Genomic DNA, 26,259 nt, shown 5'->3' on the forward strand with positions numbered 1-26,259 from the left:
TTTTATATCAAAACCACCGTCGTTTTTTGAAATAAAAGACCATTCCGATTACAATAAAAAGCATCACGCCCAGTACAATGAAATAACCATTGGGATTTCGTAGTTCTGGCATATTATCAAAGTTCATCCCATAAATTCCAACAATAAAAGTCAATGGAATAAATATAGAGGAAACAATGGTAAGTGTTTTCATGACCTCATTCATTTTATGGTTTTGAGATGAAAAAAAGAAACTGGAAGCACTTTCCAATGTAACCATATCGTCATCAATTTGATCCAGAAGTTCCAGGCTTTTTTGGTGCAAACGAGCAAAGAAACTAAAGTTTTCAGGTGCGATTGCGTTAAAAACATCATCATCTTTAATGCTTTTAATAGAATATAAGGAATCGCGCAGAGGTATAATAGAACGCCTTAAGAAATTATAATTCCCACGATGTTTTTCAATTTGTTCTAAAATCATTGGATTGGTACTCACTTTTGAAAGGCTTATTAATTCCTCTACTTTATCTTCTTCCGCTTCAATAGTGATGTAGAAATTTTCCATCACGGCATCAAGCAATAAATACAATAAGTAATCGGCTTTTTTGGTTCTCACAATTCCGGAATGCGTGCGGATGCGTTCCCGAATATGAGTAAAAAAGTCACTTCTTTTTTCCTGAAAAGAAACTAAAATCCCGTCTTTTATCAAAAAACTGATATGCTCAACAGAAATATTATCCGAATTTTCCGCAGGTAAAAGTGATTTGATATTAAAAAACAAAATATCATGAAGCTCATCTAATTTTGTTCTTCTTGTAGTATTTAAAATATCTCCGAGAATAAAATTATCGATTTTTAAATAAGCTCCTATTGATTTTATCACTTCAATATCGTTTAAACCATGAACGTTTAACCAATTTATTTTTTTTAAATCAATATGTTTGCAAACCTCATTAACCCGGAAATTTTCGAATTCCGTTAAATTGAAATCATCATAGACAAATAATTGCATTTCTGTGCGTTTGTCCTTGTGAATCCCTGTATATTCAAGAGTTGAAGGTTGAACTTTTCTGCCTTTTTTATATTTAATTTTTCTCACAAAGTCTAATTTTGTCTAAATTTAAGAATTATTCTATTTTTCAAACTATTTTTACAAAAAATCATCACATGAAAACATTAATTACCAACATAAAAGAACTCCTTCAAGTTCGTGAAACTTCAATTTCTAAAGTTTCAGGTGCCGAAATGGCGCTGCTTCCAACCATAAAAAATGCTTATTTAGTAATCGAAAATAATATCATTGCCGATTTTGGTTCAATGGAAAATTGTCCAAAAATAAATACTGATACAATTATTGATGCCGCCGGAAAAATGGTACTCCCAACCTGGTGCGACAGCCACACCCATATTGTTTATGCCGGAAATCGGGAACAAGAATTTGTGGATAGAATAAATGGTTTGTCTTATGAAGAAATTGCCAATCGCGGTGGTGGTATTTTAAATTCAGCCAAAAAACTAAACGAAACTTCCGAAGAGGAAATCTACAATCAATCAAAAGTGCGATTGGAGGAAGTCATGAAATTAGGAACCGGAGCAGTCGAAATTAAATCGGGTTACGGACTTTCTGTAGAAGGAGAATTGAAAATGCTTCGTGTAATAAAAAAATTAGCCTCGAATTATCCAATTGCCATCAAAGCTACTTTTCTTGGCGCCCATGCTTTTCCTTTAGAATACAAAGACAATCACGAGGGTTATATCGATTTGATAATCAATGAAATGTTACCAAAAATTGCCAAAGAGAATTTAGCGCAATATATCGATGCTTTTTGCGAAACAGGCTATTTTTCTGTCGCAGAAACCGAACGTATTATGGAAGCTGGCTTACGTTTTGGCTTAATTCCAAAAGTCCACGTCAATCAATTCAATGCGATTGGTGGTATTCAGGCTTGTGTAAAACATAAGGCATTATCGGTAGATCATCTTGAGGTTATGAACCCTGAAGATATTGAGGTTTTAAAAAATACCGGAACCATGCCCGTAGCGTTGCCTTCCTGCTCCTATTTTTTGAGTATTCCATACACTCCTGCACGTGAAATGATTTCGGCCGGATTGCCATTGGCTTTAGCGACCGATTTTAACCCTGGTTCTACTCCATCCGGAAATATGAATTTTGTGGTTGCAACCGCTTGTATCAAAATGAAAATGACTCCCGAAGAAGCTATCAATGCTGCAACAATTAACGGAGCTTATGCAATGGGACTTTCTGAAACCCATGGAAGCATTACAGTAGGTAAAAAAGCCAATATCATTATTACCAAACCAATTACTTCGTTTTATCAATTGCCTTATGCTTTTGGTAGCAATCTGATTGATGCTGTTATGATTGAAGGTGAAGTTATTTCATAAACAGCAACATTAAAATTTTATAAAACAAAAAAGGATTCGTTTTTGGCGAATCCTTTTTTATTAAAAATATTTAGTTTAAATCAACTTCTAAAAAAGTACTATTTTAGGGTAAAGCTTGTTTTTGAAACCAATTCGCTTTTATCAAAAATATTTACAAAGTAAGTTCCTTTTTCAAAATCTTTTCCTGGTAAATCTTGTGAAACTTGTACCGTTTTATTTTCATATTGAACATTAGTCGTAAAACTATATGTTAATGATTTATCGCCAAAAGTTTCAGTTTTTTTATCTCCTAAAACATTATTTTTACTGTCAATAACCTGAACATAATAGGTTTTATCACCAGATTTTGCAATGGAGTTTTCGGCAATCGTAAAGCTAATTTTTAGTACATCAGCACGACCTGCTTTTTCAGTTTCAATTTGTTTTCCTGAACTTCTTATTTTATAAGCAGAAGTTTTTAAATTCAAAATACTCAATTTAGAACCTTTTTCAACTGTTTTGGCCAATTCTTCATTTTGTCCAACTAAAACCTCATTGTATTTTTTTGCTTCACCTAAAACAACAACAGTACTGTCTCTTTCTGTCGTTAAAGTCACATTTTGTTTTTTAAGCACTTCATTTTCTTCCACTAAATTTTTCATTTTAGTCTCTAAAGAAAAATATTGTGTTTTGTATTTTCTCATCGAAGCGGCATCACCTTTCGATTTTTGTAAATCGGCCATAAGAATAACCACCTTTTCTCTTTCGGCAATTAACTCATCCGACATTGATGTATTTTCTGCAATTGCAGCATCATAAGTAGATTTCAATGCTTCCAAATCCTTCATTACAGTTGCTTTCTCAATTTTTGTTGTATCCAACATTTCTTGAGTTGTGTTAGCATCAGAAGTCGCTTTATAAATGTATACTAAACTTCCTGCTAAAAGAAGTGCTAATACAATAATGATTGCTTTTAGACTTGAATTACTTTTTTGATTTTCCATATGGTTTAATTTTTTACTAAAATAATAATTATTCTTTGTTATAACGTAAGTTTATATAATTATATTATTTTTGGAGAAAGAATTTTTCATGGAAAAATTAATCCCATTTACTATCAATGACCTTGCAAAAGTTACAAACTACAGATGTGGTGAAATAAAATTTGGGGAAAAAATGATGACTGTTCCGAAAGATGCAGATATAATTTCATTTCTGAAAAGTTGTGAATCTAAATACGTCTTGTTTGGAATCCCTGAAGACATCGGGGTTAGAGCAAATTTCGGAAGACCCGGAGCAGCTTCAGCTTGGGAAAGTGCTATCAAAAGTATCGCAAATATTCAGCACAATCGATTCTGTAAAGGAAGTCAATTGCTCGTTTTAGGTCATCTCGATGTTGTTGAAGAAATGGCTGCTGTTGAAAATTTAGATTTTAACGATAATAATGACCGGAAAAAACTGAGTCAGCTGGTTGAACAAATAGACAAAGAGGTTTCCCATATCATTTTTAATATTGTAAAAGCTGGAAAAACGCCAATTATTATTGGTGGTGGACACAACAATTCTTATGGAAATATAAAAGGAACTGCTCTTGCAAAAGGAAAACCTATCAATGCCATTAATTTTGACGCTCATTCTGACTTTAGAATCCTTGAAGGACGACACAGCGGCAATGGATTCTCCTATGCATATGAAGAAGGTTTTCTGAAAAAATATTTCATTTTTGGATTACACGAAAATTACACTTCTAAAAGCGTATTGGACACTTTGAAAAAAATTGATGACCGGGTTCAATTTAATACCTATGACGAAATCAATATCAGAAAGCAAAAGAACTTTGAACAAGAAATGGTTCAGGCTTTCGAATTTATCAAAGATGATTTTTATGGAATTGAAATAGATCTTGATGCCATCCCTAATATCGCCAGCAGCGCCATGACCATGAGTGGATTTTCTGTCGAAGAATTACGCCAATTTGTGTATTATTTCAGTCAAAATCAAAACGTAAGTTATATACACATTTGCGAGGGTGCTCCCGACTTGAGTGAAGATAAAAACAATCATTTAATTGGAAAATTAATTGGTTATCTGGTAACTGACTTCATGAAAGCGAACCTACATTCTTGATTTGTCAATTCGGTTATTTGCTGCATTTGAAAACATTCATATCACCGATAACCGAATTAACAATTTAACAAATCTACAAATAACCTATCTTTGCAAAAATATTTTGTACCTATTACAAGATACTTAATTCATAATTTATGTTATTCGAAGATTTATCACTTTCCAAAAGTATACAAAAAGCCGTATTTGAAGAAGGCTATATTAGCGCAACTCCCATTCAAGAACAAGCCATTCCTATCGTTTTGGCAGGAAGAGATTTAATCGGCTGCGCACAAACAGGAACAGGAAAAACAGGCGCATTTGCTATCCCAATCATACACCAATTGCACAGAATCGTTGGTTCAACAAAAAAAGCCAAACAAATTCGTGCTTTAGTAATTACCCCTACAAGAGAATTGGCTGTTCAAATCGGACAAAGTTTCGATACTTACGGTAAGTACACCAATTTGACACAGCTTACTATTTTTGGTGGCGTTTCTCAAGTGCCGCAAGTGGAAACACTTAGAAAAGGCGTTGACATTTTAGTGGCAACTCCAGGAAGATTATTGGATTTGCACAAACAAGGCTTTATCGATTTAGACCATTTACATGTATTGGTTCTTGACGAAGCAGACCAGATGCTTGACATGGGATTTGTTAATGACGTTAAGAAAATTGTAAAGCTTACGCCAAAAAACAGACAAACCTTATTCTTTTCTGCAACCATGCCAATCGCTATTCGGGAATTGGCCGAAATGTTCCTTAAAGATCCTGCAACAGTAACTGTTTCCCCAGTTTCATCAACAGCTGAAAATGTGGAGCAACACGTATATTTTGTTGAAAAAACAGAGAAGAGAAATTTATTATACCATTTGATAAAAAACCAAAATCTATCTGATGTTTTGGTGTTTTCAAGAACAAAACACGGAGCAGACAATGTTGTAAAAGCATTGCGAAAACACGATATTGCAGCTGAAGCCATTCACGGTGACAAATCACAAAATGCAAGACAACGTGTTTTAGATGCTTTCAAAAATAAAGAAGTTGGCGTTCTGGTAGCTACCGATATTGCAGCACGTGGTATTGATATTGATCAATTACCATTTGTAATCAATTTTGATTTACCCAATATTCCTGAAACGTATGTTCACCGAATTGGTCGTACAGGTCGTGCCGGAAATGGTGGAATTGCGATTTCTTTTTGCAGTAAGGACGAACATCAATATTGGAAAGACATTCAAAAACTGATAAAAGTAGATGTAAAAACAGTTTCCGAGCATCCATATCCTTGGCATTCCGGTGCTCCTGAAACGGCTCCTTCCGGTACTCCAAAGAATTCAAATCGAAGCGGTGGCGCACACAAATCCAGAAAATCTGACGCTTCAAAACAAAATAAAAAACGCTGGTACTAATTGGATTACAGATTCCATTTTTTACATGTAAGAAATAACTTTTAGCATTTGTTAAAAAACGTACTTAGTCGTTAAGTTACTTACATTCAACGATTTGCGTATTATTTATGATTTAAAACTGAATAATTTCATTAAATTTGATATTATTATTTATAAACCATTTAATACAAAAAAATTATGGAATCATTAGTTAAAAGAGGCGGTTTGTTACCGTCAGTGAACAGTTTAGGGTTAACTCCGTCAGTGAATACCTTTTTTGATGATGTTTTGTCTAGAGATATTTTTGATTGGACTGAAAGAAATTTTGCTACCCTAGGCAGTAATTTACCTTCAGTTAATTTAAGAGAAACGGATACTAAATTAGAAATTGATTTGGCAGCTCCAGGTATGAAAAAAGAGGATTTCAAAGTTGAAATCGATAATGACATGCTTATTATTTCGTCTGAAAAAGAGGAAAGAAAAGATGAATCAAACAAAAAAGAAAATTACGTTAGAAAAGAGTTTAGTTATCAATCATTTTGCAGAACATTTGGACTTCCTGATACCATAGATGAAAACAAAATTGAGGCTAACTATAAAGATGGTATTCTTCATGTTACAGTTGCAAAAAAAGAAGGTGCTAAGAAAAAAGCGCCAAAAACGATAGCTATAAAATAAACACCCTTATTTATATATCTTGAATTTCAGGATAAACCATAAAATCATTTGAACTCAGCAATTGGGTTCAAATGATTTTACGGTTTTTACTATTTACTCAGAAATAAAGATTTGTCAGTTTTCTGTAAATTTAAATAATAAATACTTAAAATAATTTATTGCTTTTATAAGATATTAGACATGTTTTTTTATTTCATGTTTAAAAAATAATCCATACAAAACACTAAATATCAGATATTTAAATGTTATATATTTGTTATTTGCATTTCATAAATGAAGAATTATCATTATATTTGATTGCATCTGTTTAAGAATCATTTAATACATACTATTATGGAATCACTTCTAAAAATAAACGGTTTATTGTCTCCTGTAAACACACTTATGGAGGATTTTTTTTCGAAAGATATTTTTGATTGGGCTGACAAAAATTTTGCTCATGTAGGAGCTAATTTACCTTCAGTGAACTTAAAAGAATCGGATAAAAAATTAGAAATTGAAATGGCCGTTCCAGGAATGAAAAAAGAAGATCTAAAGGTTGAAATCGACAATAATATGATTATTATCTCTTCTGAAAAAGAAGAAGAAAAAGAAGAGTCAAGAAAAAAAGGAAATTACCTTAAAAAAGAGTTTCATTATCAATCTTTTTACAGATCTTTTTTCCTTCCGGATTATATAGATGAAAACAAAATAGAGGCAAACTATAAAGATGGCATTCTCCACGTTATTATTGGCAAAAAAATAAGCGGAAAAGGAAAAAAAATTAAACCTATTGCTATAAAATAATCAAATATTGAAAGTTTTTATTAGGTTTCAATTTGAATTTTAAAATCAAAAAAAATACAGTTATTAATCTGATTTTTTTATTTTATTAATTTGATTTATAATAACTTGAAACAATTTTACAGGCTCAAAGGGTTTGATAATAATATCGTTCATGCCCGACGCAATTACTTCTTCTATCACTTCTTCTTTGGCAAAAGCAGTTAGGGCAACGATAGGTGTCGTTACTCCTATTTCCCTGATTTTTCTTGAAGTGTCGAAACCATTGATAATGGGCATATTAAGATCCATTAAAATAACATCAAAGGTCTCCTTTTTTAATAATTTTAAAGCAATCAAACCATCATCGACAACCTGACATTTGAAGTTATTACCTTCTAATATTTTTTTGGTAACCATTTGATTGATTTTATTGTCCTCGACAACCAAAACCTTGAAAATTTGGCTTGAAGTTAAATCCACTTCAAAATCACTGATGATTTTATTGGATTTTATAGAATCCGCTTCAAAACCTATTGTGAATGTAAAAGTAGTGCCCACGCCTTCTCTGCTTTCAAGAAAAATTTCGCTTCCAAATAATTCAATTAACCTTTGAACGATAGATAATCCAAGACCTGTGCCCTGGTAGTCATCTTCTTTTCGTTCTATTTGAACAAATTTTTCGAAAATTCTGTCCTGATCATCTTTTGCAATTCCGATTCCGTTATCTTGTACCTTAAATTTGATATAATTCATTTTACCATCAACTCTAACCAAATCTACAGTAACAATAACTTTCCCTTTTTTGGTGAACTTCAATGCATTACTTACCAAATTCATCAATATTTGTGAAAGTCGAAGTTTATCGCCTATTAAAGATTCTGGAATTGCAGTGTCAATTTCGCATTTGATTTTGTTTTTATTCTTATTTGCTATAAATTGTAATGAGCTTAAAACAGTATTAATTTCATCGGCAATATTAAAAGTCAGGCTTTCTAAAATAATTTTATTCTCTTCAATTTTATTAATTTGCAGGATATCATTAACAAGTGAAAGTAAATATTTTGCCGAAAATTTAAGTGAGTTTATATACGGACTATTTATTAATTCTTTGTGTTCATCTAAAATCATATTGGTAATCCCAACAACTCCATACAACGGCGTTCTTAATTCGTGGCTAATTGTGGATACAAACTGGGTTTTTAGTTTAGAAGCTTCTTCTGCTTTTTCTTTAGCAATCATGAGCTCCTGATTTGCAATGGTTAATTCGTAATTGACTTTCTTTTTGAATCTATTATTTTTATATAACGTAAATGATAAAAGTAATAAAACCAGAAATACGACGATAAACAGGGTCACAACAATCTTAGACTGTTTTATATTTAGTTTTTGAATATATCTCTCCGATTCAATTTTGTCAATTTGATTCTTATATTCATCTAATTCAACTTGAGTTCCTGTTATTTTGGCTCCAATTGTCCGTTTGTCGTTGACAATTTTGTTTTTTAGTTGATTAAATTTATCTAAATATAGATAGGCATTTTTATAATCTTCATTTTTAAAATAATACTTTGAAAAATCATTATATACATCCAATGTGTGATTTTCCACAAATGCTTCTTTATTTTCGCCACATAAACGCAACGCTTCATTAAAAGAGGCTTCTGCTTTTTGATTTTCATTGATATGTGAATAATAAGAACCAAATAACGAATTCATGAATAATTTCGCTTCTAATCCACCAGCTTCATTAATTATTTTTTCAGTTGATTTTAAATATGGAAAACCCTTTTTATAATCCCCAATAGCAAAATAAGCGCTTGCTATATTTAGCTTTGCATATGTGATTTTAAGTTCATCATTAATTTTATAAGCATATTTTAATCCTTTTTCATAATGCTTAATTCCTTCTTTAAAGTTGACCTTTCGATAGCAATAAACGTTTCCTAAATTATTGTTTAATCCATATTTTAAAGTGTCATTTGAAGACAAATTCGCATATTCCAATCCTTTATAATAAAAATGAATGGCTTTTTTATAGTCAGAGAATTCCTCGAAATTGAGTCCTATCAGATTGTAGGCACGAGCAACTAACTGAATGTCTTCAATTATAAGGGCTGCGCTGAGTGCTTTTTTCGCTAAATTTAAAGAATTACCACATTCTAAATCTGTTAAATAATCTCCTGACTTATAGAGCAGTAACTTAACATCTTTATCAGTAACCTTTTCTGATTGGGCAAAACCAAACTGAAAAGCAAACAAAATAAATGAAAATATTAGTTTTTGAAACATTTTAAAAATGAAAATTTTTGAGAATACTAATGTATTGAAACCTTTTGAATAAATCGGTTAAGTTTTTTATTATTTTTAAGAGAAATAAATAATTGATTTCTAATAAAATATATAAAAAATATCATCTGATTTGGCTTCATTATACACCAAAAAAAAGAGGCTTTTCAGCCTCTAGTTTTTATTTAACTTCTAATCAATTTTCTATATTTAAGTCGTTTTGGAGTTAAATCACCACCCAAACGTTTTTTCTTGTTTTCTTCATAATCAGAGAATCCACCTTCAAAATAATAGACTTCAGAATTTCCTTCGAAAGCTAAAATGTGGGTACAAATTCTGTCCAGAAACCATCTGTCGTGAGAAATCACTACGGCACAACCTGCAAAATTTTCAAGTCCTTCTTCCAAAGCACGAAGCGTATTAATGTCCAAATCATTTGTTGGCTCATCTAATAACAATACGTTTCCTTCTTCTTTCAAAGTCATCGCAAGATGCAAACGGTTTCGTTCACCACCGGAAAGCATAGAAACTTTCTTGTTTTGATCGCTTCCGCCAAAGTTAAATCGGCTTAAATAAGCTCTTGAATTCACTTGTCTTCCGCCCATCATAATCAATTCCTGACCATCACAAAAATTTTCCCAGATTGATTTATCAGGATTAATATTGGAATGCGATTGATCTACATAAGCGATTTTAACGGTGTCTCCAATTAAGAATTCTCCCGAATCTGACTTCTCTTCACCCATAATCATCTTGAAAATAGTTGATTTACCAGCACCATTGGGTCCGATAATTCCAACAATTCCAGCTTGTGGCAAATTAAAATTCAAATTGTCGTATAATAATTTATCTCCAAATGCTTTAGAAACATTTTTGGCTTCAATTACATTGGTTCCTAAACGAGGCCCATTTGGAATATAGATTTCCAGATTTTCATCCAATTGTTTCTGGTCTTCGTTCAAAAGCTTGTCATAGTTTTGCAAACGTGCTTTTTGTTTGGTCTGACGCCCTTTCGCACCTTGACGAACCCAATCCAACTCGCGTTCCAACGTTTTTCTTCGTTTAGAAGCTACTTTTTCTTCGGATGCCATACGTCCTGATTTTTGTTCCAACCAAGAAGTATAATTCCCTTTCCAAGGAATACCTTCACCTCTATCAAGTTCTAAAATCCAGCCTGCAACATTATCAAGGAAATAACGGTCGTGAGTTACCGCGATAACCGTTCCGGCATATTGTGCTAAATGTTGTTCTAACCAAAGTACACTTTCCGCATCCAGGTGATTCGTAGGCTCATCCAAAAGCAAAACATCCGGTTGTTGCAATAACAAACGACATAATGCTACACGACGGCGTTCTCCACCTGATAAATTTTTAATTGGAGTATCGCCTTCAGGAGTTCTCAAGGCATCCATCGCAATTTCTAGTTTGGTATCGATTTCCCAAGCTCCAAGTGCATCAATTTTATCTTGTAAATCCGCTTGGCGGTCCATCAATTGTTGCATTTTGTCCGCATCTTCATAGACTTCGGGCAAACCAAACATATCGTTGATTTTATTGAATTCATCCAAAACTGCCATCGTTTCTGCAACGCCTTCTTTTACAATCTCGATAACGGTTTTGCTATCATCCAAAATAGGTTCCTGTTCCAAATAACCGACCGTGTAACCAGGTGCAAAAACTACATCACCCTGATAATTTTTATCCGCTCCGGCGATAATTCTTAAAAGAGAAGATTTTCCGGAACCGTTTAAACCCAAAATACCAATTTTCGCTCCGTAAAAGAAACTCAAATAAATATCTTTCAATACTTGTTTATTACTGCTTGAATACGTTTTACTCAATTTTGACATTGAGAATATTACCTTTTTATCGTCTGCCATTTTTTATTATTGTTTATTCGTTGATTTGTATTTTTTACTGATTGTTAATTTCTAAAGACGCCCTTTAAGTGAACTGAAAACCCATGCATTTGCCAAGAATCCCACTCCTACTGCCGCAAAACCCCAACCGGCGGTATCATCATATTTAAAAGCACCTAAACTAATAAGCAACAACCCCATTAGTATCATTATTAATGTGGCCCAACCTAAAATAGTATTTTTATTCATTCCCATAAACTGTCATCTTTTATGTTTTTTAATCCCGAAGTTTCGGGAGTGCAAATATCGTGAATATTCCTGAATTTTAAATATTGATTTTTAAATGATTAATTAAAAACCTTTACCAACATTTCTTTCAATAAATCATGTTGTGACATAGCATTTGCACCAACACCCTTACTCTTCACATCAATATCACGTAAAGTCGCGACTATCTGACTGACTTTTTTCATCGGATAATTCTTCAAAGCCACATCGTAATCTTTTAAGAAAAACGGATTAACACCCAAAACAGCCGCTACATTTTTCGGGTTTCGATCTTTCAATCCGTGGTATTTCAACAATTGAATAAAAAAACTAAAAACCAAACTTGTGGTCACTACCATTGGATTGTCCTTTGGATTATCGGAAAAATATTGGGCAATCTGATACGCTTTCAATTGGTTATGTTCGCCAATCGCTTTTCGCAATTCGAATACATTAAAGTCTTTGCTAAAACCGATATTCTCTTCAATATGTTTGGCTGTGATTGCACTTCCCTGTGGTAAAATAATTTGTAATTTCTCGAGTTCATTATTTATTTTACTCAAATCGGTTCCCAAAAATTCCACTAACATCGCTGATGCTTTTGGGTCGATAGTATAATTTTTACCTGATAAGACACGCTTAATCCAATCGCCAACCTGGTTTTCATACAATTTTTTACTTTCGTAAACTACGCCAGATTTCGCAATATTCTTAGTTACTTTTTTACGTTTGTCTAATGTTTTGTATTTATAACAGATAACCAAAACCGTAGAGGGCATCGGATTTTCGGCATAACTTTCTAATTTATCGATGGTTTTCGTCAAATCCTGCGCTTCCTTTACAATCACGACCTGACGCTCGGCCATCATCGGATAACGCTTTGCCGTAGAAATTATATCTTCAATCGAAACATCCCGTCCGTAAAGAACAGTTTGATTAAATCCTTTCTCTTCTTCCGTAAGGACATTTTTTTCGATATAATCCGATAACTTATCAATATAATACGGTTCTTCGCCCATCAAAAAATAGATTGGTTTGATGTTTCCGCTTTTTATATCGTTTACAATTTTTACTACTTCGTCCATCTTTTTATTTCAAAATTCAACATTCGTTGTTCATCATTCAATCTTCAAAAATTTTAAACCTTAAACTTTAAACTTATTTAATACTTTTGCTTTATGCAACAACTGAATTTCCCTTCTTATTCGTTTCGCTTCAAAAATAACGAAAATAAAGTAGCTATCTTCGATGAAATTCGTAAAAAATTTGTCATTCTTACTCCCGAAGAATGGGTTCGCCAGCATGTGGTTCAGTTTCTTTTGCAGGAAAAAAAATATCCAAAATCATACATTAATATTGAGAAACTGCTAAAAATCAACGATCTAAAAAAACGTTATGATATTGTTGTTTTCAATCCTGACGGAAGTATTTTTATTTTAGTAGAATGCAAAGCACCCGAAATTAAAATCTCTCAGGACACTTTTGATCAGATTGCACGTTATAACATGACTTTGAATGCCCAATATTTGATGGTGACTAACGGACATAATCATTACTTTTGTCAAATGGATTATGAACAGGAACTCTACAAGTTTTTGCAGGAATTACCTAATTATCAACTTTAATTATGAATAAAATAGCTGTCGTAATTTTGAATTGGAACGGGGTGAAGTTGTTAGAACAGTTTCTGCCATCCATTGTGAAATATTCTCCGGAAGCGACTATTTATGTCGCCGATAATACTTCGACAGACCGTTCAGTTGCTTTTGTAAAAGAAAATTATCCAACGGTTGAAATTATAATAAATGAAAGCAATTTTGGTTTTGCCAAAGGGTATAATGAAGCTTTAAAATTCGTTAAAGAAGAGTATTATGCCTTAGTCAATTCGGATATTGAAGTGACCGAAAACTGGTTAAAACCCATATTGGAAACTTTCGAAAATGAACCTCAAACAGCAATTATTCAACCTAAAATATTGGATTTCAAAAACAAGAAATATTTTGAATATGCTGGTGCAGCAGGCGGATATATTGACGAATATGGTTATCCTTTTTGTCGTGGACGCATTTTTGATACTTTGGAAAAAGATAACGGACAATATGATGATGATTGTGAAATTTTTTGGGCATCCGGTGCCTGTTTTTTTATAAGAAATTCGGTTTACAAGGATTTAAATGGATTTGATGGTGAGTTTTTTGCCCATCAGGAAGAAATTGATTTGTGTTGGCGTGCTTTCAATAAAAATCATATCATAAAATACAACGGAAAATCAACAGTTTATCACGTAGGCGGCGCCACTTTGAATGAAAGTAATCCTAGAAAAACCTTTTTGAATTTTAGAAATTCGTTATTGATGTTAACTAAGAATGTTCCCGGACAATCTTTATTAAAAGTCCTATTTGTTCGGATGATTTTAGATGGAATTGCTGGGATTCGGTTTCTTCTTCAGGGAAAATTTTCTCATTTTACGGCAATTTTAAAAGCTCATTTTTCTTTTTACCAACTTTTTTCTGAAAATTATAAAAAAAGAGAAAAAATACAATCAAAAAAATACTACAAGTTAAAAAGTATCGTTTATAGCTATTATATCAATAATGACAGGGTTTTTCAAAGCCTTTTTTAACAATAGTTTAAGAGCGAAAATTTAACTGTTAATCGAATTAAACCTTAATTTTATAAAAACAAAAACAATCATTTTTATGAGAAAAATCATTTTAGCGCTATCACTAGTTGCTTTGCTAACAACTTCATGTGGTACAAAAAAGAAAATCGCTGCTTTAGAAAGTAAAAACAAAGAAATTCAGGATTTGTTGAATACTTGCACAGTGAAATTAAATACGTGTTTGACTGAAAAAGAGGCAATTTCCAGCCAAATGGATTTTTTGAAGAAAAACAATTCTGACTTAATCAATAATATGGGCAACATGACCACTTTATCTACTAAAGGTGCTGAAAATATTGAAAAAGCTTTGGAATCCATTAAAGAAAAAGACTTGAAAATTACCAGAATGCAAGATGCGTTAACTAAAAAAGACAGCGTTACACTTGCTTTAGTAACCAGTTTAAAAGGTGCTGTTGGTATTTCTGATCCGGACATTGAAATAAATGTAGAGAAAGGGGTTGTTTTCATCTCCATTTCCGATAAATTATTATTCAAAAGCGGAAGTTATAATGTAAGCGACAGAGCCAAAGAAGTTTTAGGAAAAGTGGCCAAAGTAATTAACAGCAAGCCTGACTTTGAATGTATGGTTGAAGGTCATACTGATAATGTTCCTTTTACCGGAAATGCTGTTTTGCTTGATAATTGGGATTTAAGTGTGAAACGTTCTACGGCTATTATTCGTGTTTTAACCAGGGATTTAAAAGTGAATCCGGCACAATTAATTGCCGCAGGAAGAAGTGAATTTATTCCGTTAGTACAAAATAATTCCGCAGGAAACAGAGCTGTCAATAGAAGAACACGTATTGTGATATTACCAAAAATCGATCAATTCTATGAAATGATTGAGAAAGAAATGAAGAAACAATAAACAGTTTTAAGATTTCATAAATGAAAAAAACGTCTCGAAATATCGGGACGTTTTTTTTTATATTATTATATTTTTAAAATTAAAGAATATCCAAACTTCCTTTTCCTTCCCTAATTACCACTGGTTCTCCGTTGGATAAATCGATAATCGTAGAAGCATGGTTATCACCGTAACCCCCATCAATAACTAAATCTACCAGGTTTTGCCATTTCTCGAAAATCAATTCCGGATCCGTAGAATATTCCAAAACGGCATCATCATCATGGATAGATGTAGATACAATTGGATTTCCCAATTGACGGACTATTTCTAAGGCAATGGAGTTATCGGGAACCCGAATTCCGACTGTAGTCTTCTTTTTGAATTCTTTCGGAAGGGTATTATTTCCGGGTAAAATAAATGTATAAGGCCCAGGCAATGCTCTTTTTAATAATTTGAAAGTCGAAGTGTCAATTTGTTTCACATAATCGGAGATATTGCTCAAATCATGGCAAACAAAAGAAAAATTAGCTTTTTCTAACTTCACTCCTTTAATTTTTGCAATGCGTTCCAATGCTTTTGTATTGGTAATATCACAACCCAAACCATAAACGGTATCGGTTGGATAAATGACTAAGCCGCCTTCTTTTAAAACCTTTACAACTTTGGCAATGGCCGATTCGCTAGGTTTGTCTTCGTATATTTTAATGAATTGAGCCATGATAATTTTATTTTGATATTAATCAATTTACGAAACTATATCCAGCTTCGCAAATCGTAACAATAATTTCTTGATGCCTCCGACTTCAAACTTGATTTCTGCTTTTTTGTCGGCACCAACACCTTCTAAATTGATGACTTCACCTCTACCGAAACGTTCATGCATTACGATATTTCCAACAGTCAATTTATTATCAAATAAATTAGCTGCTCCTGATGGTGCATTAGATGTCATTGGTTTTAACTTCCTAACCATTGCTGTTGGCTCTTCCCCGTACTTTTTTGGTGGCGTTCCTGTAGTAGGTTTTGCCAATCGCAATTTCGATTTATCAATATCATCAAAGATATCGCTATCAATCATGGGCTTATATCTATAATTATTTTCTGCCGGGGTAAGGTATTCTAAATATTTCCCGTCAATTTCTTCAATAAAACGAGAAGGCTCACTATCCGTTAATTTTCCCCAGCGGTAACGCGATTGTGCATAAGTCAGATACGCTTGTTTTTCGGCACGGGTTAAGGCAACATAAAACAAACGGCGTTCTTCTTCGAGTTCGCTTCTCGTACTCATACTCATGGCACTTGGAAACAAATCTTCTTCCATTCCAACCACAAAAACCTGAGGGAATTCTAATCCCTTTGCCAAGTGAATCGTCATTAAAGCCACACGATCTTCATCGGAAGTATCTTTATCTAAATCGGTTGCCAGCGCTACATCTTCCATAAATTCGGACAGTGCACCACGAGCGCCATCCACTTCTTTTTGCCCTTCGGTGAAATCCTTGATTCCGTTTAACAACTCTTCTATATTTTGTACAACTGCCATTCCTTCCGGAGTAGCATCTTTTTTAAATTCCTGAATCAATCCTGTTTTTTTAGTCACATGATCGGTAATATAAAAGGCATCCTGATTTTCATTTATCACTTGAAAACTCTGAATCATCGTTACAAAATCTTGCAATTTTTGTTTCGTTCCAGAATTTAATTTTAAATCAATTCTATCGATGTTTTGCATCACTTCAAAAACGGAACGCTTGTAATGATTGGCAGCTATGACCAATTTTTCGACCGTAGTGTTTCCGATACCTCGTGCCGGATAATTGATTACGCGCATCAAAGCTTCTTCATCTTTTGGATTAATTACCAAGCGCAAATAGCACAATACATCTTTGATTTCTTTTCGTTGATAGAAAGATAAACCACCGTAAATTCTATACGGAATATCGCGTTTTCGGAGCGCATCTTCCATGGCACGCGATTGTGCATTGGTACGGTACAAAATAGCAAAATCGCCATTCATCATTTGGTGCTGCATTTTTTGCTCCCAAATGGTACCGGCTACAAATCGGCCTTCCTCCCCATCGGTTAAACTGCGATGTACTTTTATTTTTGGCCCATCATCATTGGCTGTCCAAACAATTTTGTCCAGTTTTGTTTTGTTTTTTTCGATGATTGAATTCGCTGCTTCAACGATATTTTTGGTAGAACGGTAATTTTGTTCCAGACGAAAGGTTTTTACGCCATCGTAATCTTTTTGAAAATTCAAAATGTTATTGATATTCGCACCACGAAACGCATAAATACTCTGTGCATCATCACCAACGACACAAATATTCTGAAAACGATCCGACAACGCACGAACAATCAAATATTGAGAATGGTTGGTATCTTGGTACTCATCTACTAAAATATAACGAAAACGGTCTTGGTATTTTGCCAAAACTTCAGGAAAACGAGTTAGTAACTCATTGGTTTTTAATAACAAATCATCAAAATCCATCGCTCCGGATTTAAAACAACGATCAACATAATTCTGATAAATTTCGCCCATCCGTGGTTTTTTGGCCATCGCATCGGATTCCTGTAATTCAGGATTGTTCATATAGGCTTTTACGGTAATCAGACTGTTTTTATAAGAAGATATTCGACTTAAAACCTGTTTGGGTTTATAGACATCTCTATCCAGTTGCATTTCTTTTATAATTCCCGAAATCGCTCGGAGACTGTCTTGGCTGTCATAAATCGTAAAATTGGATGGATACCCTAATTTCTCAGCTTCAGAACGCAGAATCCTGGCAAAAACGGAGTGGAAAGTTCCCATCCAAAGATTTTTGGCTTCGCTGGCTCCAACAATATCGGAGATACGTTTTTTCATTTCACGTGCCGCCTTGTTGGTAAATGTCAGTGACAAAATACTAAAAGCATCAACACCCAAACTCATCAGATAGGCAATTCTAATGGTCAGCACACGGGTTTTACCGGAACCGGCACCCGCAATGATAATCATGGGTCCGTCTTTTTGGAGAACGGGTTCGCGTTGGGCTTCGTTAAGTTGGCTGATGTATTTTTGCATTTTTATTTTTCAATTTTGTTATGCAAAAATAGCGATTTAGAATGAAGAATTTGGTAGCGAAAAGACTTCATTTTCAGGAATTGATAATTGATTTATTTTCCTATAAAAACATCATATCCAAAACGGATTAAAGTTCCAATTATAACTATTAAAAAGAAAATCCGAATGAATTTGTTACCGCGATTAATAGCTAATTTTGCTCCTATAAATCCACCAATGGCATTGCAAATAGCCATTGGAATGGCAACCATCCAAATGATTTTTCCTTTGATAATAAACAAACAGATGGAACCAAAATTTGTTGCCAGATTGACCATTTTAGCATTGGCGGAAGCATGAAGAAAATCAAAACCCAACAACGTGATAAATGCCAAAACCAAAAAACTGCCTGTTCCGGGACCAATAAATCCATCATAGAATCCTATGAAAAAACTAATTAATACGGCATAAAGTAATTGTTGTTTTGGGGAATGTGATTTATCCGTGTGCTGCCCAAAATTTTTCTTTGCATAAGTATAAATAACCAAAAGCGAGAGGACCACAAGCAGCAACGGTTTCATAAAATCATTGCTTACATAAGTCAATAAAGTAGAACCCGCGAAAGCCGATGGAACGGCCAATACCATCATAATCAGCAATAACTTCCAATTCATTTCAACTTTTTTCATGTATTGAATAGCCGCAAAAAGGGTTCCGCTGAATGATGGAATTTTCAATGTGCCGATGACAGTGGCGACCGGTAAATTGGGTAATAATATCAATCCCATCGGCGTTTGGATTAAACCCCCTCCACCAACAATTGCATCAACAAAACCCGCAGCAAAAGCAGCTATACACAGTAAAATTAGAATTGAGGTATCCATTTTTTTGAAAATTTTATCAAATGTACTGTTTAAGTTTATTTGTTTATTCGTTTATTTGTTTTTTGATTTGGCAAACATAGCTCAATCTTAAAATCTTATAATTTTTAAAAACAAAAAATGGAAACTACAAAAATCATAGAATTATTAAGTTATACTTTACCGGCAATTATTACTGGTGTTGTTGCCTACTTTTTTTTCGATTTACATACTAAAAACGAAGAAGGAAGACGTCGTTATTTAATAAACAAAGAAGCACAAAAAAATGCTTTGCCTTTGCGTTTACAAGCATACGAACGCTTGGCTTTGTATTTGGAACGTATCAATCCTGCCAAATTATTGATTCGTATAAAACCAATTTCTGAAGATAAAAACGATTATGAAAACTTTGTAGTCGCACAAATAGAACAGGAATTCGAACACAATTTGACACAGCAAATCTATATGTCCGATGAGTGCTGGACTATTATTGTTTCGGCAAAAAATGCTACAATCCAAATGATAAGAAAAGCCAATATGAGCGAGCGCGTGGATAGCGCTGATAAATTGCGAGAAGTCATTTTGAGTGATTTAATGGAAAAACAATCCCCAAGTAATGTCGCTTTGGCTTACATTAAAAATGAAGTTGGGCAGTTGTGGTAAATTATTGATTTTAGATTAAAAAGAAAAACCTTCTTAATGAGAAGGTTTTTCTTTTTAATATTATAGATTTAGGATTAATTGTCTCGCAGTACGTGCACGGTTCCAGTGATGGTATGTGAAACACTTGTATTACTATCAATATAGGTTCCATTAAAAGTCATATCTATATATTGACCTACTGAACCAAAATTACTCAAATTAAAAGAAACGGCATTTGTTGATTGGACAGATATATACCCAATATCACTTCCTTCTATTGAAAATTCAGCCGTTGTATAAATTCCTGGAATATTTGTATTTCCCCAAATATATAATCCTTGCTGATTGGAATTATAACCAGAAATAGAAAGTCCATTTGTAGTTCCAGCACTACCGGAATTTGCCGTAATACCTGCTATGACATACACAACAGGATTGTTATCTATTTGATATGAAATAAACTCTGTAACAGCATTACAAACTGTCAAATTTCCAACGTTAGTAGTCGGCGTTGTAAATGTGTAATTAATTACCCCTGTAGTTTGAAGATTATCATAATCATACCCCTCTAAAGTGAAACTATTGTTGGTTGAACTGCAAACCAAAGTATTAAAACTAAAATTCCCATTGGTAACAGTTGAAAAAAGTGTTTGGTTGCCATAATCAAGCAATACATAGCCATTGGTTACATTAGAATTATCACATTTCAGCAAACTTCCCTGAACCGTTGTAGATTGTACTGTTCCACTGGTCACCACAATATTCGGTAAAGTAGTGTTAGCCGACAATGGACCAATAGATGAGGTGTTAATTATATTTCCACAATTATCATAGATATTCATGGTTAATGTTTCATTTGCTGGAACTAAACCGCAAACTTGACCGTCACTGTTTGTCATTCCCATTACAGGATAACTGTTTCCATTTCTAATAATTCCAACCCCAACATTGGATATTGGATTTCCATTACTATTTACAAGCGTTACACATAAAGTAACGGTTGGAAATTGGGCATCACAATTCCACCAAGAAAAATGTGATACGGTGCCCACATATTTATTCCCTTGTTTGGTTGCACTTCCTTCTTCTTTCCAATACCCAAGCGTTTCGTCAAAATGCCAAAGTGGAATTGTTGATGGAGCTGTGGCTAATTGTGTTGCTGTTATTGGCATTTCGATTTGTGCCGTATTAGAAATTTGTAATTTTTCTCCGCCACTTCCTCTTAATTCCACATTCATCATTCCGAAAGTTTCTAACACTTTTGCAGCGCCATCAGCATTCTCTGCAAATAACATTCCTGGCATTTTATCCGCAATATTAGGATCTGTCGGATCTAAATGATGCATGATAACACTTACATTTCCGGAATAAGCGCTTCCGGTTTCGGTTTTGAAATTACCATCAAAAACTACTTTGATAGCGTTTGGCAAAGCCACTTCGCTTGCCGCTCCAGAAGCAACCGTAGCCACTATATTTCCAGAAAGCATCATGATTTTTACTGTATTTGTTCCGCTGGAAGGAACCACGGCTCTTGAACCATCAATAAAACCTGATTTTTTTGCCGTGATATAAGCAAATTTCTCATAAACATTAGCATCATTAATAATGAAAACGCCATTAACATCGGTTTGAGCGGTGGAACTTCCAATCTTAACAGCCACGTTTTGAATTGGGTTGTTGTCTTCATCGACAACCTGACCCAGAAAGTCTTTTGAAGTGGCATTACCGAAGTTGTCTGAAAAGTTGCCATTTGAATTGTTGTTGTCATCACTTGGATTGCAACTAACAATCAATAAAGAAGTCAAAAATAGAACGAAAAACGATTTAAATTTAGTCATAAGGTCTTTGTTTTTAGTTGGTTATTAACCAGATGCAATTTAATCAAAAAGGTTGCGTGATAAAATTAACAAATTATTTCTCACTTAATAATTTCCGAAGCTGAACTTTTTCATTTTCTGAAAGTTTGGATAATAACTCTTCAAAATAAGTCTTATGGTTTTTATTTTTCAAAAGAAGCCTGATTTTTTCTCTTGCAAATTTGGTGAACTGCCATTTGTGATTTGTAGTGGCATTGACTAAATATTGCAACACATTCTGATCGTTTTTATTAATAAATAAAAGGTTTTCAAGTGCATTTTGTCGAATCGAACTTTCATGCTTTGGCGAACAATATTCTAACAATTCTTCGTAGAATTTGACTTTATTTCCTGCTTGATAATCTTTCGTTCCAAGTGCTAAAGTTAGCCAAAGCATACGTAAATTTTTATCATTAAAACCAATCCAACTTTTAGATTTATCGAGTAATTGCTTTTGTTCCTCCGGAAATTGGGACCAGAAAGTATTCAACACAATTTCTCGTGTAATATATGATTCATCGTTAAATAAAGTTTCATATTCCGATTTAAAATTTAAAGGGATTTTAGGCATCGTCTTAGCTATAGCCTGACGCACCTGAATGGTGTTTGTTCGCATAGCTAATCGCAATAAACTCGATTTTTCCTCAAAAGATAGATTTTCTAATTGAAATATAATTTCCTCTTTTATAGGATAAAAAGCATTCGACTGCATGGTTCTTTCGAAAATTTCTTTTTTGTCTTTGAATGGTTTGTCCCGAAGTTTTTTAATTTCTACCAATACTTTTATGGCTTCATTTTTATAAAGTAACTGATTCGCTTTCTGACTGTCAAACCCTGATTGTTCAAGCCATGCTTTACTAAAATTATTCAAATCATATTTAGATAATTTTTTGATTTCATTAAAAAAATCTTGTGTATTTACATTCTGAAAAGCATGTTTTTTTAAATAATTCTTCACTGCTTTTTTAAATATTTTCTCTCCGACTCCTTCTCGCAAAACATGCAATGCCCAAGCGCCTTTTTGGTAAAAAGTCAGAGAACTTGCTTTTTCATTCAGGACAGGAATCGTGTCGTGAGACTCTGCTTCCTTGAGTTGTTGAGCCGTTTGATATAATTTATAATAAAAATAATCATCCCCAAAAACTTTCTTTTCAGCCAATAAAGCATAATAAGTGGCAAAACCTTCCTGCAGCCAATGATGTTTGCCGCTTTCGGCAGTAACCAAATCACCAAACCATTGATGCGCCAATTCATGTGCGTTGACATTCACATAATTCCTATCATTAAAACCAATATTATCCACCACAAAATCTCTGGAAAAAAGTGTTGCTGATGTGTTTTCCATTCCGGCATACAAAAAGTCCCGAACCGGAATTTGCTTGTAGACTTCCCAAGGGTACTTCACTCCTATTTCTTTTTCGAAAAAATCAAAAATTTCTTTTGAATAGCGATACGTTGGTTCAAACTTCGCTTCATCTTCTTTCTCAATATACAAATACAATGGAATTCCGGTTTTTGAAGTCAGTTTTTGTTCTTCGAATTTTCCAATGGCAAGCATCAAAAGATAACTGCTCATTGGCTTTTTCATCTGATAAGACCACGTTATTTCATTATTAACCTTTTCTTTTTTGTTTAAAATACCATTCGAAATCACCTGATAAAAGGCATCGAAAGTTATATCCAGATTAAAAACCACTTTCTCATTCACATCATCAAAGCTCGGAAACCAATGACTGGTATATTTTCCTTGGCCTTGCGTCCAAATTTGGAGATTATCGGTTTCGACAGATCCAATAAAATACATAGCTTGTTTCGGAGTCGCCTCATATTCAAAAGTCAACGTGTTTTTGCCTTTTTCAAAACCTTCAAAAAGCAGCAATTGTTTTCCTGAATTTTTAAATTGTACTTCTTTATTATTGATTTTCACAGTTGAAAAAGTCATTCGCTGCGCATCGATTTTAATAGTGTCAATTGAAAACAATACTTCAAAATCATAATTGATTTGACCTGAAACAGTTTTCGTAATTGGATTTATAGCTATTTTTCCAAAAACCGATTTGAAATCAACCGATTGGGTTTGTTGTGAAAAAGAAAGTGTCGAAAGTAAAAGTAATAAAAGAGAATATCGTTTCATTTTTAAAATATCAGAACCTCAAAGTTACAAAGGTTTGCAAAACTATTCTTCGCATTTTTTGTAAGTTTACTGCCAAATTTAAAAATCTTGAAAAAGAAAGCCCTTTTTAACTGGAGCAGCGGCAAAGATTCTGCACTAGCCTTATATAAAGTTTTACAAAATAATGACTTTGAAATTGCGTGTTTGCTTACGAGCGTAAACCAACAGTTTCAACGTATTTCGATGCATGGCGTTCGGGTAGCATTATTGGAACAACAAGCTGAAAGCATAGGATTGCCCTTATTAAAAATGGAAATTCCCGAAATGCCCACGATGGAAGCCTATGAAAACGTGATGCGGGAAACTTTGGAAAAACTAAAATCAAAAGGTGTTACCCATTCTATTTTTGGTGATATTTTTCTGGAAGATTTACGAAAATACCGTGAAGATAAATTAGCCGAAATACAATTGGAAGCCGTTTTCCCGTTATGGAAAATTCCAACCCATGAACTTATAAAAGAGTTTATCGGTTTAGGATTTAAAACGATTGTTACTTGCGTAAACGAACGGTATTTAGATCAAAGTTTTGTAGGTCGAATTATCGATGAGGATTTCATCAACGATTTACCCGAAAATGTGGATGTTTGCGGAGAAAACGGAGAATTTCATACGTTTACATTCGATGGACCATTATTCTCCAAACCGATTGATTTTGAGATTGGTGAAATCGTGTATCGAAAATACGAAAGACCAAAAGAGGAAAGTTCAAATACCGCCTGTGATACCAATGCCACAGATGCTTTTGATTATGGATTTTGGTATTGTGATTTGGTAGAAAAACAATAAAAAAATGCTTCAAAGTCTATTGATTTTGAAGCATTTTTTTTTATAGTAAAGAATTTTTCTATTTCTCCTCATACATTTTCAGCAACTGTGTCACGGTATTCCAGTTCCGAATCGTAGCGGTTACATTCAGTTTTTTCTCGATATACTTTTGATCCAGCCTAGTTTTTCCTGCACCTACATCATACTTAATGTAAATCCTGCTCTCATCTACAGCTGCAACATCGGGTTTGAACTGGCTAATTTTCAACTCATTAATACTGTCACTTTTCAAAATGGTAGAAATAAAAGCCACGTATATTTTTTTTAAATCGACGTCTTTCTCTTTTAAAAATGCATTATTCTTAAAACAAGCTTCTAAATCGTTCTTGCCAATAACCACAATGGGCACATCATGTCCAAAAACCTTGTAAATTTCCTGTTTTATCATAAAACCAACTTTGGCAGGATTCTCCTCAGGAGTATCTACAAATACATTTCCGGATTGTATATAGGTTTGAACATTTTCAAATCCAATGTTTTGTAAAGTCGTTTTCAAAGCCTCCATTTTTATCATATTGTGTCCGGAAACATTGATGCCACGAAGGAGCGCGAGATGGGTTGTCATTTTTTATGCTATTTTGATTTTCAAAGATATTGCGTTTGAATGGAATTTTACAAGTTTTAGTTTTGAAGGTGTTTTTTTTATCTAATTCCATTGATTCCGATATTAATGGAATCATTTTTTGAGATAGTGGTGAAAATCTGCCTATCCATTATTAAGCACTAATTTCAAAAAAGTTAAGCTAAGCTTAAAAATCATAATTATATGAAGTACTATTAGCCAGACGTTTTATACTTTCATGACATTTAAATTAGCTATAAATTCATCCAGCTCTTTTAAAGATTCTTTATCAACAAGATTAGTGTCTATAGTTATTTGTGTCTGCTTTGTTTTGAGAATATAATCACCAGCAAATTTTTTAACTTCGATTAAGTTATTCAGATAAATTTTCCCACCAAATTTTTTTTTTAGATAGCCTTCTTTTACTGTAACATAATTTGTTTTTAAATTATATAAACTATTTATGATATAAGCTAGGCCACCTCCCAAAGGAATCAATGATATTCGTTCGTCGAATAAGATTGGTGCTAATCCAACTGCCAGAAATAGAATGCCTATAATTAATTCTTTTCTTGTAGATTTTCTATTGTACTTTATTTCCATATTTAAATGATGCTATTGAATTCTCCAAGCTGTTAAAAATTTCCGCTAAATATTACATATCATTTCTTAATAACAGTATTTATTTGTCAAAAATACTCATTTTGTTACATCATTTTCAAATTTCCCAATTAAAATCTATCTTCGCAGTATGCAGCAAAACCTTCTTTTAACTCCTATCGAATACCTAAAAGGCGTTGGTCCCAATCGGGGCGAATTGTTGCGAAAAGAGTTAGGCATTCATAAATACAAGGATTTAATCAATTTTTATCCCAACCGTTACATTGACCGAACCCGATATTACAAAATCAATGAGTTGCAGAATAATGCGGCCGAAGTTCAGTTAATCGGGAAAATCATCAACATCAAAACCATTGAACCGGCAAAGGGTAAAAAACGATTGGTGGCCACTTTTGTGGATACTACCGGACAAATGGAACTGGTTTGGTTTCAAGGTCAAAAAT

23 protein-coding genes and 1 pseudogene are annotated in these 26,259 nt (G+C 33.4%); 11 read left to right on the top strand and 13 right to left on the bottom strand.

Annotated features, from left to right (window positions below; translation table 11 throughout):
* Positions 1 to 7: 7 nt before the first annotated feature.
* Positions 8 to 1,078, bottom strand: coding sequence for a magnesium/cobalt transporter CorA (gene corA / locus VI621_RS04120; RefSeq protein ID WP_324217112.1), 1,071 nt, complete (start codon positions 1,076 to 1,078; stop codon positions 8 to 10).
* Between the two features lie 68 nt (positions 1,079 to 1,146).
* Between corA and hutI the strand changes: the two genes are divergently transcribed.
* A complete protein-coding gene (hutI, locus tag VI621_RS04125; protein ID WP_324217113.1) occupies positions 1,147 to 2,385 on the top strand; it encodes an imidazolonepropionase in 1,239 nt (412 codons plus the stop codon).
* A 98-nt stretch (positions 2,386 to 2,483) separates the two neighbouring features.
* Here the strand turns inward: hutI and VI621_RS04130 are convergent, their stop codons facing one another.
* Positions 2,484 to 3,368 (bottom strand): hypothetical protein, encoded by an 885-nt coding sequence (locus tag VI621_RS04130; RefSeq protein ID WP_324217114.1) that lies wholly within the window; start codon positions 3,366 to 3,368, stop codon positions 2,484 to 2,486.
* A gap of 88 nt (positions 3,369 to 3,456) precedes the next feature.
* Between VI621_RS04130 and VI621_RS04135 the strand changes: the two genes are divergently transcribed.
* From VI621_RS04135 to VI621_RS04150, 4 genes are all read left to right on the top strand, one after another.
* Positions 3,457 to 4,491: a formimidoylglutamase gene (locus tag VI621_RS04135; RefSeq protein WP_324217115.1), complete on the top strand. Its 1,035-nt coding sequence runs from the start codon at positions 3,457 to 3,459 to the stop codon at positions 4,489 to 4,491.
* A 137-nt stretch (positions 4,492 to 4,628) separates the two neighbouring features.
* The gene (locus tag VI621_RS04140; protein WP_324217116.1) at positions 4,629 to 5,882 is read left to right on the top strand and encodes a DEAD/DEAH box helicase; all 1,254 of its coding nucleotides are present in this window, start codon (positions 4,629 to 4,631) and stop codon (positions 5,880 to 5,882) included.
* A 177-nt stretch (positions 5,883 to 6,059) separates the two neighbouring features.
* Positions 6,060 to 6,539: an Hsp20/alpha crystallin family protein gene (locus VI621_RS04145; RefSeq protein ID WP_324217117.1), complete on the top strand. Its 480-nt coding sequence runs from the start codon at positions 6,060 to 6,062 to the stop codon at positions 6,537 to 6,539.
* Positions 6,540 to 6,872: 333 nt separating this feature from the next.
* Positions 6,873 to 7,325 (top strand): Hsp20/alpha crystallin family protein, encoded by a 453-nt coding sequence (locus VI621_RS04150; protein WP_324217118.1) that lies wholly within the window; start codon positions 6,873 to 6,875, stop codon positions 7,323 to 7,325.
* Between the two features lie 63 nt (positions 7,326 to 7,388).
* Here the strand turns inward: VI621_RS04150 and VI621_RS04155 are convergent, their stop codons facing one another.
* The 4 genes from VI621_RS04155 to holA all read right to left on the bottom strand — a co-directional run bounded on the left by VI621_RS04155 (position 7,389) and on the right by holA (position 12,801).
* A complete protein-coding gene (locus VI621_RS04155; protein WP_324217119.1) occupies positions 7,389 to 9,593 on the bottom strand; it encodes an ATP-binding response regulator in 2,205 nt (734 codons plus the stop codon).
* A 182-nt stretch (positions 9,594 to 9,775) separates the two neighbouring features.
* A complete protein-coding gene (ettA, locus tag VI621_RS04160) occupies positions 9,776 to 11,470 on the bottom strand; it encodes an energy-dependent translational throttle protein EttA (RefSeq protein ID WP_324217120.1) in 1,695 nt (564 codons plus the stop codon).
* Between the two features lie 51 nt (positions 11,471 to 11,521).
* Positions 11,522 to 11,704: a CAL67264 family membrane protein gene (locus VI621_RS04165; RefSeq protein WP_324217121.1), complete on the bottom strand. Its 183-nt coding sequence runs from the start codon at positions 11,702 to 11,704 to the stop codon at positions 11,522 to 11,524.
* A gap of 92 nt (positions 11,705 to 11,796) precedes the next feature.
* Positions 11,797 to 12,801: a DNA polymerase III subunit delta gene (gene holA, locus VI621_RS04170; protein WP_324217122.1), complete on the bottom strand. Its 1,005-nt coding sequence runs from the start codon at positions 12,799 to 12,801 to the stop codon at positions 11,797 to 11,799.
* Positions 12,802 to 12,894: 93 nt separating this feature from the next.
* Here holA and VI621_RS04175 point away from each other — a divergent pair, with 93 nt between their 5' ends.
* The 3 genes from VI621_RS04175 to VI621_RS04185 all read left to right on the top strand — a co-directional run bounded on the left by VI621_RS04175 (position 12,895) and on the right by VI621_RS04185 (position 15,246).
* On the top strand, positions 12,895 to 13,341 hold the full coding sequence (locus tag VI621_RS04175; RefSeq protein WP_324217123.1) for a type I restriction enzyme HsdR N-terminal domain-containing protein: 447 nt from the start codon (positions 12,895 to 12,897) through the stop codon (positions 13,339 to 13,341).
* Between the two features lie 2 nt (positions 13,342 to 13,343).
* Complete coding sequence (locus tag VI621_RS04180) at positions 13,344 to 14,339, top strand: glycosyltransferase family 2 protein (protein ID WP_324217124.1); 996 nt, start codon at positions 13,344 to 13,346, stop codon at positions 14,337 to 14,339.
* 76 nt (positions 14,340 to 14,415) lie between these two features.
* Positions 14,416 to 15,246: an OmpA/MotB family protein gene (locus VI621_RS04185; protein WP_324217125.1), complete on the top strand. Its 831-nt coding sequence runs from the start codon at positions 14,416 to 14,418 to the stop codon at positions 15,244 to 15,246.
* Positions 15,247 to 15,325: 79 nt separating this feature from the next.
* Here VI621_RS04185 and VI621_RS04190 read toward each other — a convergent pair whose 3' ends face one another.
* The 3 genes from VI621_RS04190 to VI621_RS04200 form a co-directional block, all read right to left on the bottom strand.
* A complete protein-coding gene (locus tag VI621_RS04190) occupies positions 15,326 to 15,946 on the bottom strand; it encodes an L-threonylcarbamoyladenylate synthase (RefSeq protein ID WP_324217126.1) in 621 nt (206 codons plus the stop codon).
* A gap of 27 nt (positions 15,947 to 15,973) precedes the next feature.
* Positions 15,974 to 18,298, bottom strand: a complete 2,325-nt coding sequence (locus tag VI621_RS04195; RefSeq protein ID WP_324217127.1) for an ATP-dependent helicase — start codon at positions 18,296 to 18,298, stop codon at positions 15,974 to 15,976.
* A 92-nt stretch (positions 18,299 to 18,390) separates the two neighbouring features.
* Positions 18,391 to 19,161, bottom strand: a complete 771-nt coding sequence (locus VI621_RS04200; protein ID WP_324217128.1) for a sulfite exporter TauE/SafE family protein — start codon at positions 19,159 to 19,161, stop codon at positions 18,391 to 18,393.
* A gap of 117 nt (positions 19,162 to 19,278) precedes the next feature.
* On the opposite strand from VI621_RS04200, the gene VI621_RS04205 reads away from it, so the two are divergent.
* Entirely contained in the window at positions 19,279 to 19,800 is a 522-nt protein-coding gene (locus tag VI621_RS04205; protein ID WP_324217129.1) for a hypothetical protein, read from the top strand.
* Positions 19,801 to 19,874: 74 nt separating this feature from the next.
* Here VI621_RS04205 and VI621_RS04210 read toward each other — a convergent pair whose 3' ends face one another.
* Together VI621_RS04210 and VI621_RS04215 are read right to left on the bottom strand one after the other, a co-directional pair.
* Positions 19,875 to 21,617, bottom strand: coding sequence for a hypothetical protein (locus tag VI621_RS04210; protein ID WP_324217130.1), 1,743 nt, complete (start codon positions 21,615 to 21,617; stop codon positions 19,875 to 19,877).
* Between the two features lie 73 nt (positions 21,618 to 21,690).
* Positions 21,691 to 23,769: a M1 family metallopeptidase gene (locus tag VI621_RS04215; protein ID WP_324217131.1), complete on the bottom strand. Its 2,079-nt coding sequence runs from the start codon at positions 23,767 to 23,769 to the stop codon at positions 21,691 to 21,693.
* Positions 23,770 to 23,856: 87 nt separating this feature from the next.
* On the opposite strand from VI621_RS04215, the gene VI621_RS04220 reads away from it, so the two are divergent.
* Complete coding sequence (locus VI621_RS04220; RefSeq protein WP_324217132.1) at positions 23,857 to 24,594, top strand: diphthine--ammonia ligase; 738 nt, start codon at positions 23,857 to 23,859, stop codon at positions 24,592 to 24,594.
* A 58-nt stretch (positions 24,595 to 24,652) separates the two neighbouring features.
* On the opposite strand, the gene VI621_RS04225 is transcribed toward VI621_RS04220, so the two are convergent.
* Both VI621_RS04225 and VI621_RS04230 read right to left on the bottom strand, forming a co-directional pair.
* Positions 24,653 to 25,198: a DUF1697 domain-containing protein gene (locus VI621_RS04225; protein WP_324217133.1), complete on the bottom strand. Its 546-nt coding sequence runs from the start codon at positions 25,196 to 25,198 to the stop codon at positions 24,653 to 24,655.
* 225 nt (positions 25,199 to 25,423) lie between these two features.
* On the bottom strand, positions 25,424 to 25,798 hold the full coding sequence (locus VI621_RS04230; protein WP_324217134.1) for a hypothetical protein: 375 nt from the start codon (positions 25,796 to 25,798) through the stop codon (positions 25,424 to 25,426).
* A gap of 148 nt (positions 25,799 to 25,946) precedes the next feature.
* Here VI621_RS04230 and VI621_RS04235 point away from each other — a divergent pair.
* Positions 25,947 to 26,259, top strand: a pseudogene (locus VI621_RS04235) (ATP-dependent DNA helicase RecG); the annotation flags it as partial.

Source organism: Flavobacterium sp. (assembly GCF_035292545.1).
Classification (GTDB): Bacteria; Bacteroidota; Bacteroidia; order Flavobacteriales; family Flavobacteriaceae; genus Flavobacterium.

What these genes read in the sequence shown, in the direction of transcription:
- VI621_RS04165 (WP_324217121.1), bottom strand. Translation starts at nt 11,704, where the DNA reads ATGGGAATGAATAAAAATACTATTTTAGGTTGGGCCACATTAATAATG.
- VI621_RS04150 (WP_324217118.1), top strand. Translation starts at nt 6,873, where the DNA reads ATGGAATCACTTCTAAAAATAAACGGTTTATTGTCTCCTGTAAACACA.
- holA (WP_324217122.1), bottom strand. Translation starts at nt 12,801, where the DNA reads ATGGACGAAGTAGTAAAAATTGTAAACGATATAAAAAGCGGAAACATC.
- VI621_RS04140 (WP_324217116.1), top strand. Translation starts at nt 4,629, where the DNA reads ATGTTATTCGAAGATTTATCACTTTCCAAAAGTATACAAAAAGCCGTA.
- VI621_RS04230 (WP_324217134.1), bottom strand. Translation starts at nt 25,798, where the DNA reads ATGGAAATAAAGTACAATAGAAAATCTACAAGAAAAGAATTAATTATA.
- VI621_RS04200 (WP_324217128.1), bottom strand. Translation starts at nt 19,161, where the DNA reads ATGGATACCTCAATTCTAATTTTACTGTGTATAGCTGCTTTTGCTGCG.
- VI621_RS04215 (WP_324217131.1), bottom strand. Translation starts at nt 23,769, where the DNA reads ATGAAACGATATTCTCTTTTATTACTTTTACTTTCGACACTTTCTTTT.
- VI621_RS04190 (WP_324217126.1), bottom strand. Translation starts at nt 15,946, where the DNA reads ATGGCTCAATTCATTAAAATATACGAAGACAAACCTAGCGAATCGGCC.
- VI621_RS04130 (WP_324217114.1), bottom strand. Translation starts at nt 3,368, where the DNA reads ATGGAAAATCAAAAAAGTAATTCAAGTCTAAAAGCAATCATTATTGTA.
- ettA (WP_324217120.1), bottom strand. Translation starts at nt 11,470, where the DNA reads ATGGCAGACGATAAAAAGGTAATATTCTCAATGTCAAAATTGAGTAAA.
- VI621_RS04155 (WP_324217119.1), bottom strand. Translation starts at nt 9,593, where the DNA reads ATGTTTCAAAAACTAATATTTTCATTTATTTTGTTTGCTTTTCAGTTT.
- hutI (WP_324217113.1), top strand. Translation starts at nt 1,147, where the DNA reads ATGAAAACATTAATTACCAACATAAAAGAACTCCTTCAAGTTCGTGAA.
- VI621_RS04195 (WP_324217127.1), bottom strand. Translation starts at nt 18,298, where the DNA reads ATGCAAAAATACATCAGCCAACTTAACGAAGCCCAACGCGAACCCGTT.
- VI621_RS04145 (WP_324217117.1), top strand. Translation starts at nt 6,060, where the DNA reads ATGGAATCATTAGTTAAAAGAGGCGGTTTGTTACCGTCAGTGAACAGT.
- VI621_RS04210 (WP_324217130.1), bottom strand. Translation starts at nt 21,617, where the DNA reads ATGACTAAATTTAAATCGTTTTTCGTTCTATTTTTGACTTCTTTATTG.
- VI621_RS04185 (WP_324217125.1), top strand. Translation starts at nt 14,416, where the DNA reads ATGAGAAAAATCATTTTAGCGCTATCACTAGTTGCTTTGCTAACAACT.
- VI621_RS04175 (WP_324217123.1), top strand. Translation starts at nt 12,895, where the DNA reads ATGCAACAACTGAATTTCCCTTCTTATTCGTTTCGCTTCAAAAATAAC.
- VI621_RS04225 (WP_324217133.1), bottom strand. Translation starts at nt 25,198, where the DNA reads ATGACAACCCATCTCGCGCTCCTTCGTGGCATCAATGTTTCCGGACAC.
- VI621_RS04180 (WP_324217124.1), top strand. Translation starts at nt 13,344, where the DNA reads ATGAATAAAATAGCTGTCGTAATTTTGAATTGGAACGGGGTGAAGTTG.
- VI621_RS04205 (WP_324217129.1), top strand. Translation starts at nt 19,279, where the DNA reads ATGGAAACTACAAAAATCATAGAATTATTAAGTTATACTTTACCGGCA.
- VI621_RS04135 (WP_324217115.1), top strand. Translation starts at nt 3,457, where the DNA reads ATGGAAAAATTAATCCCATTTACTATCAATGACCTTGCAAAAGTTACA.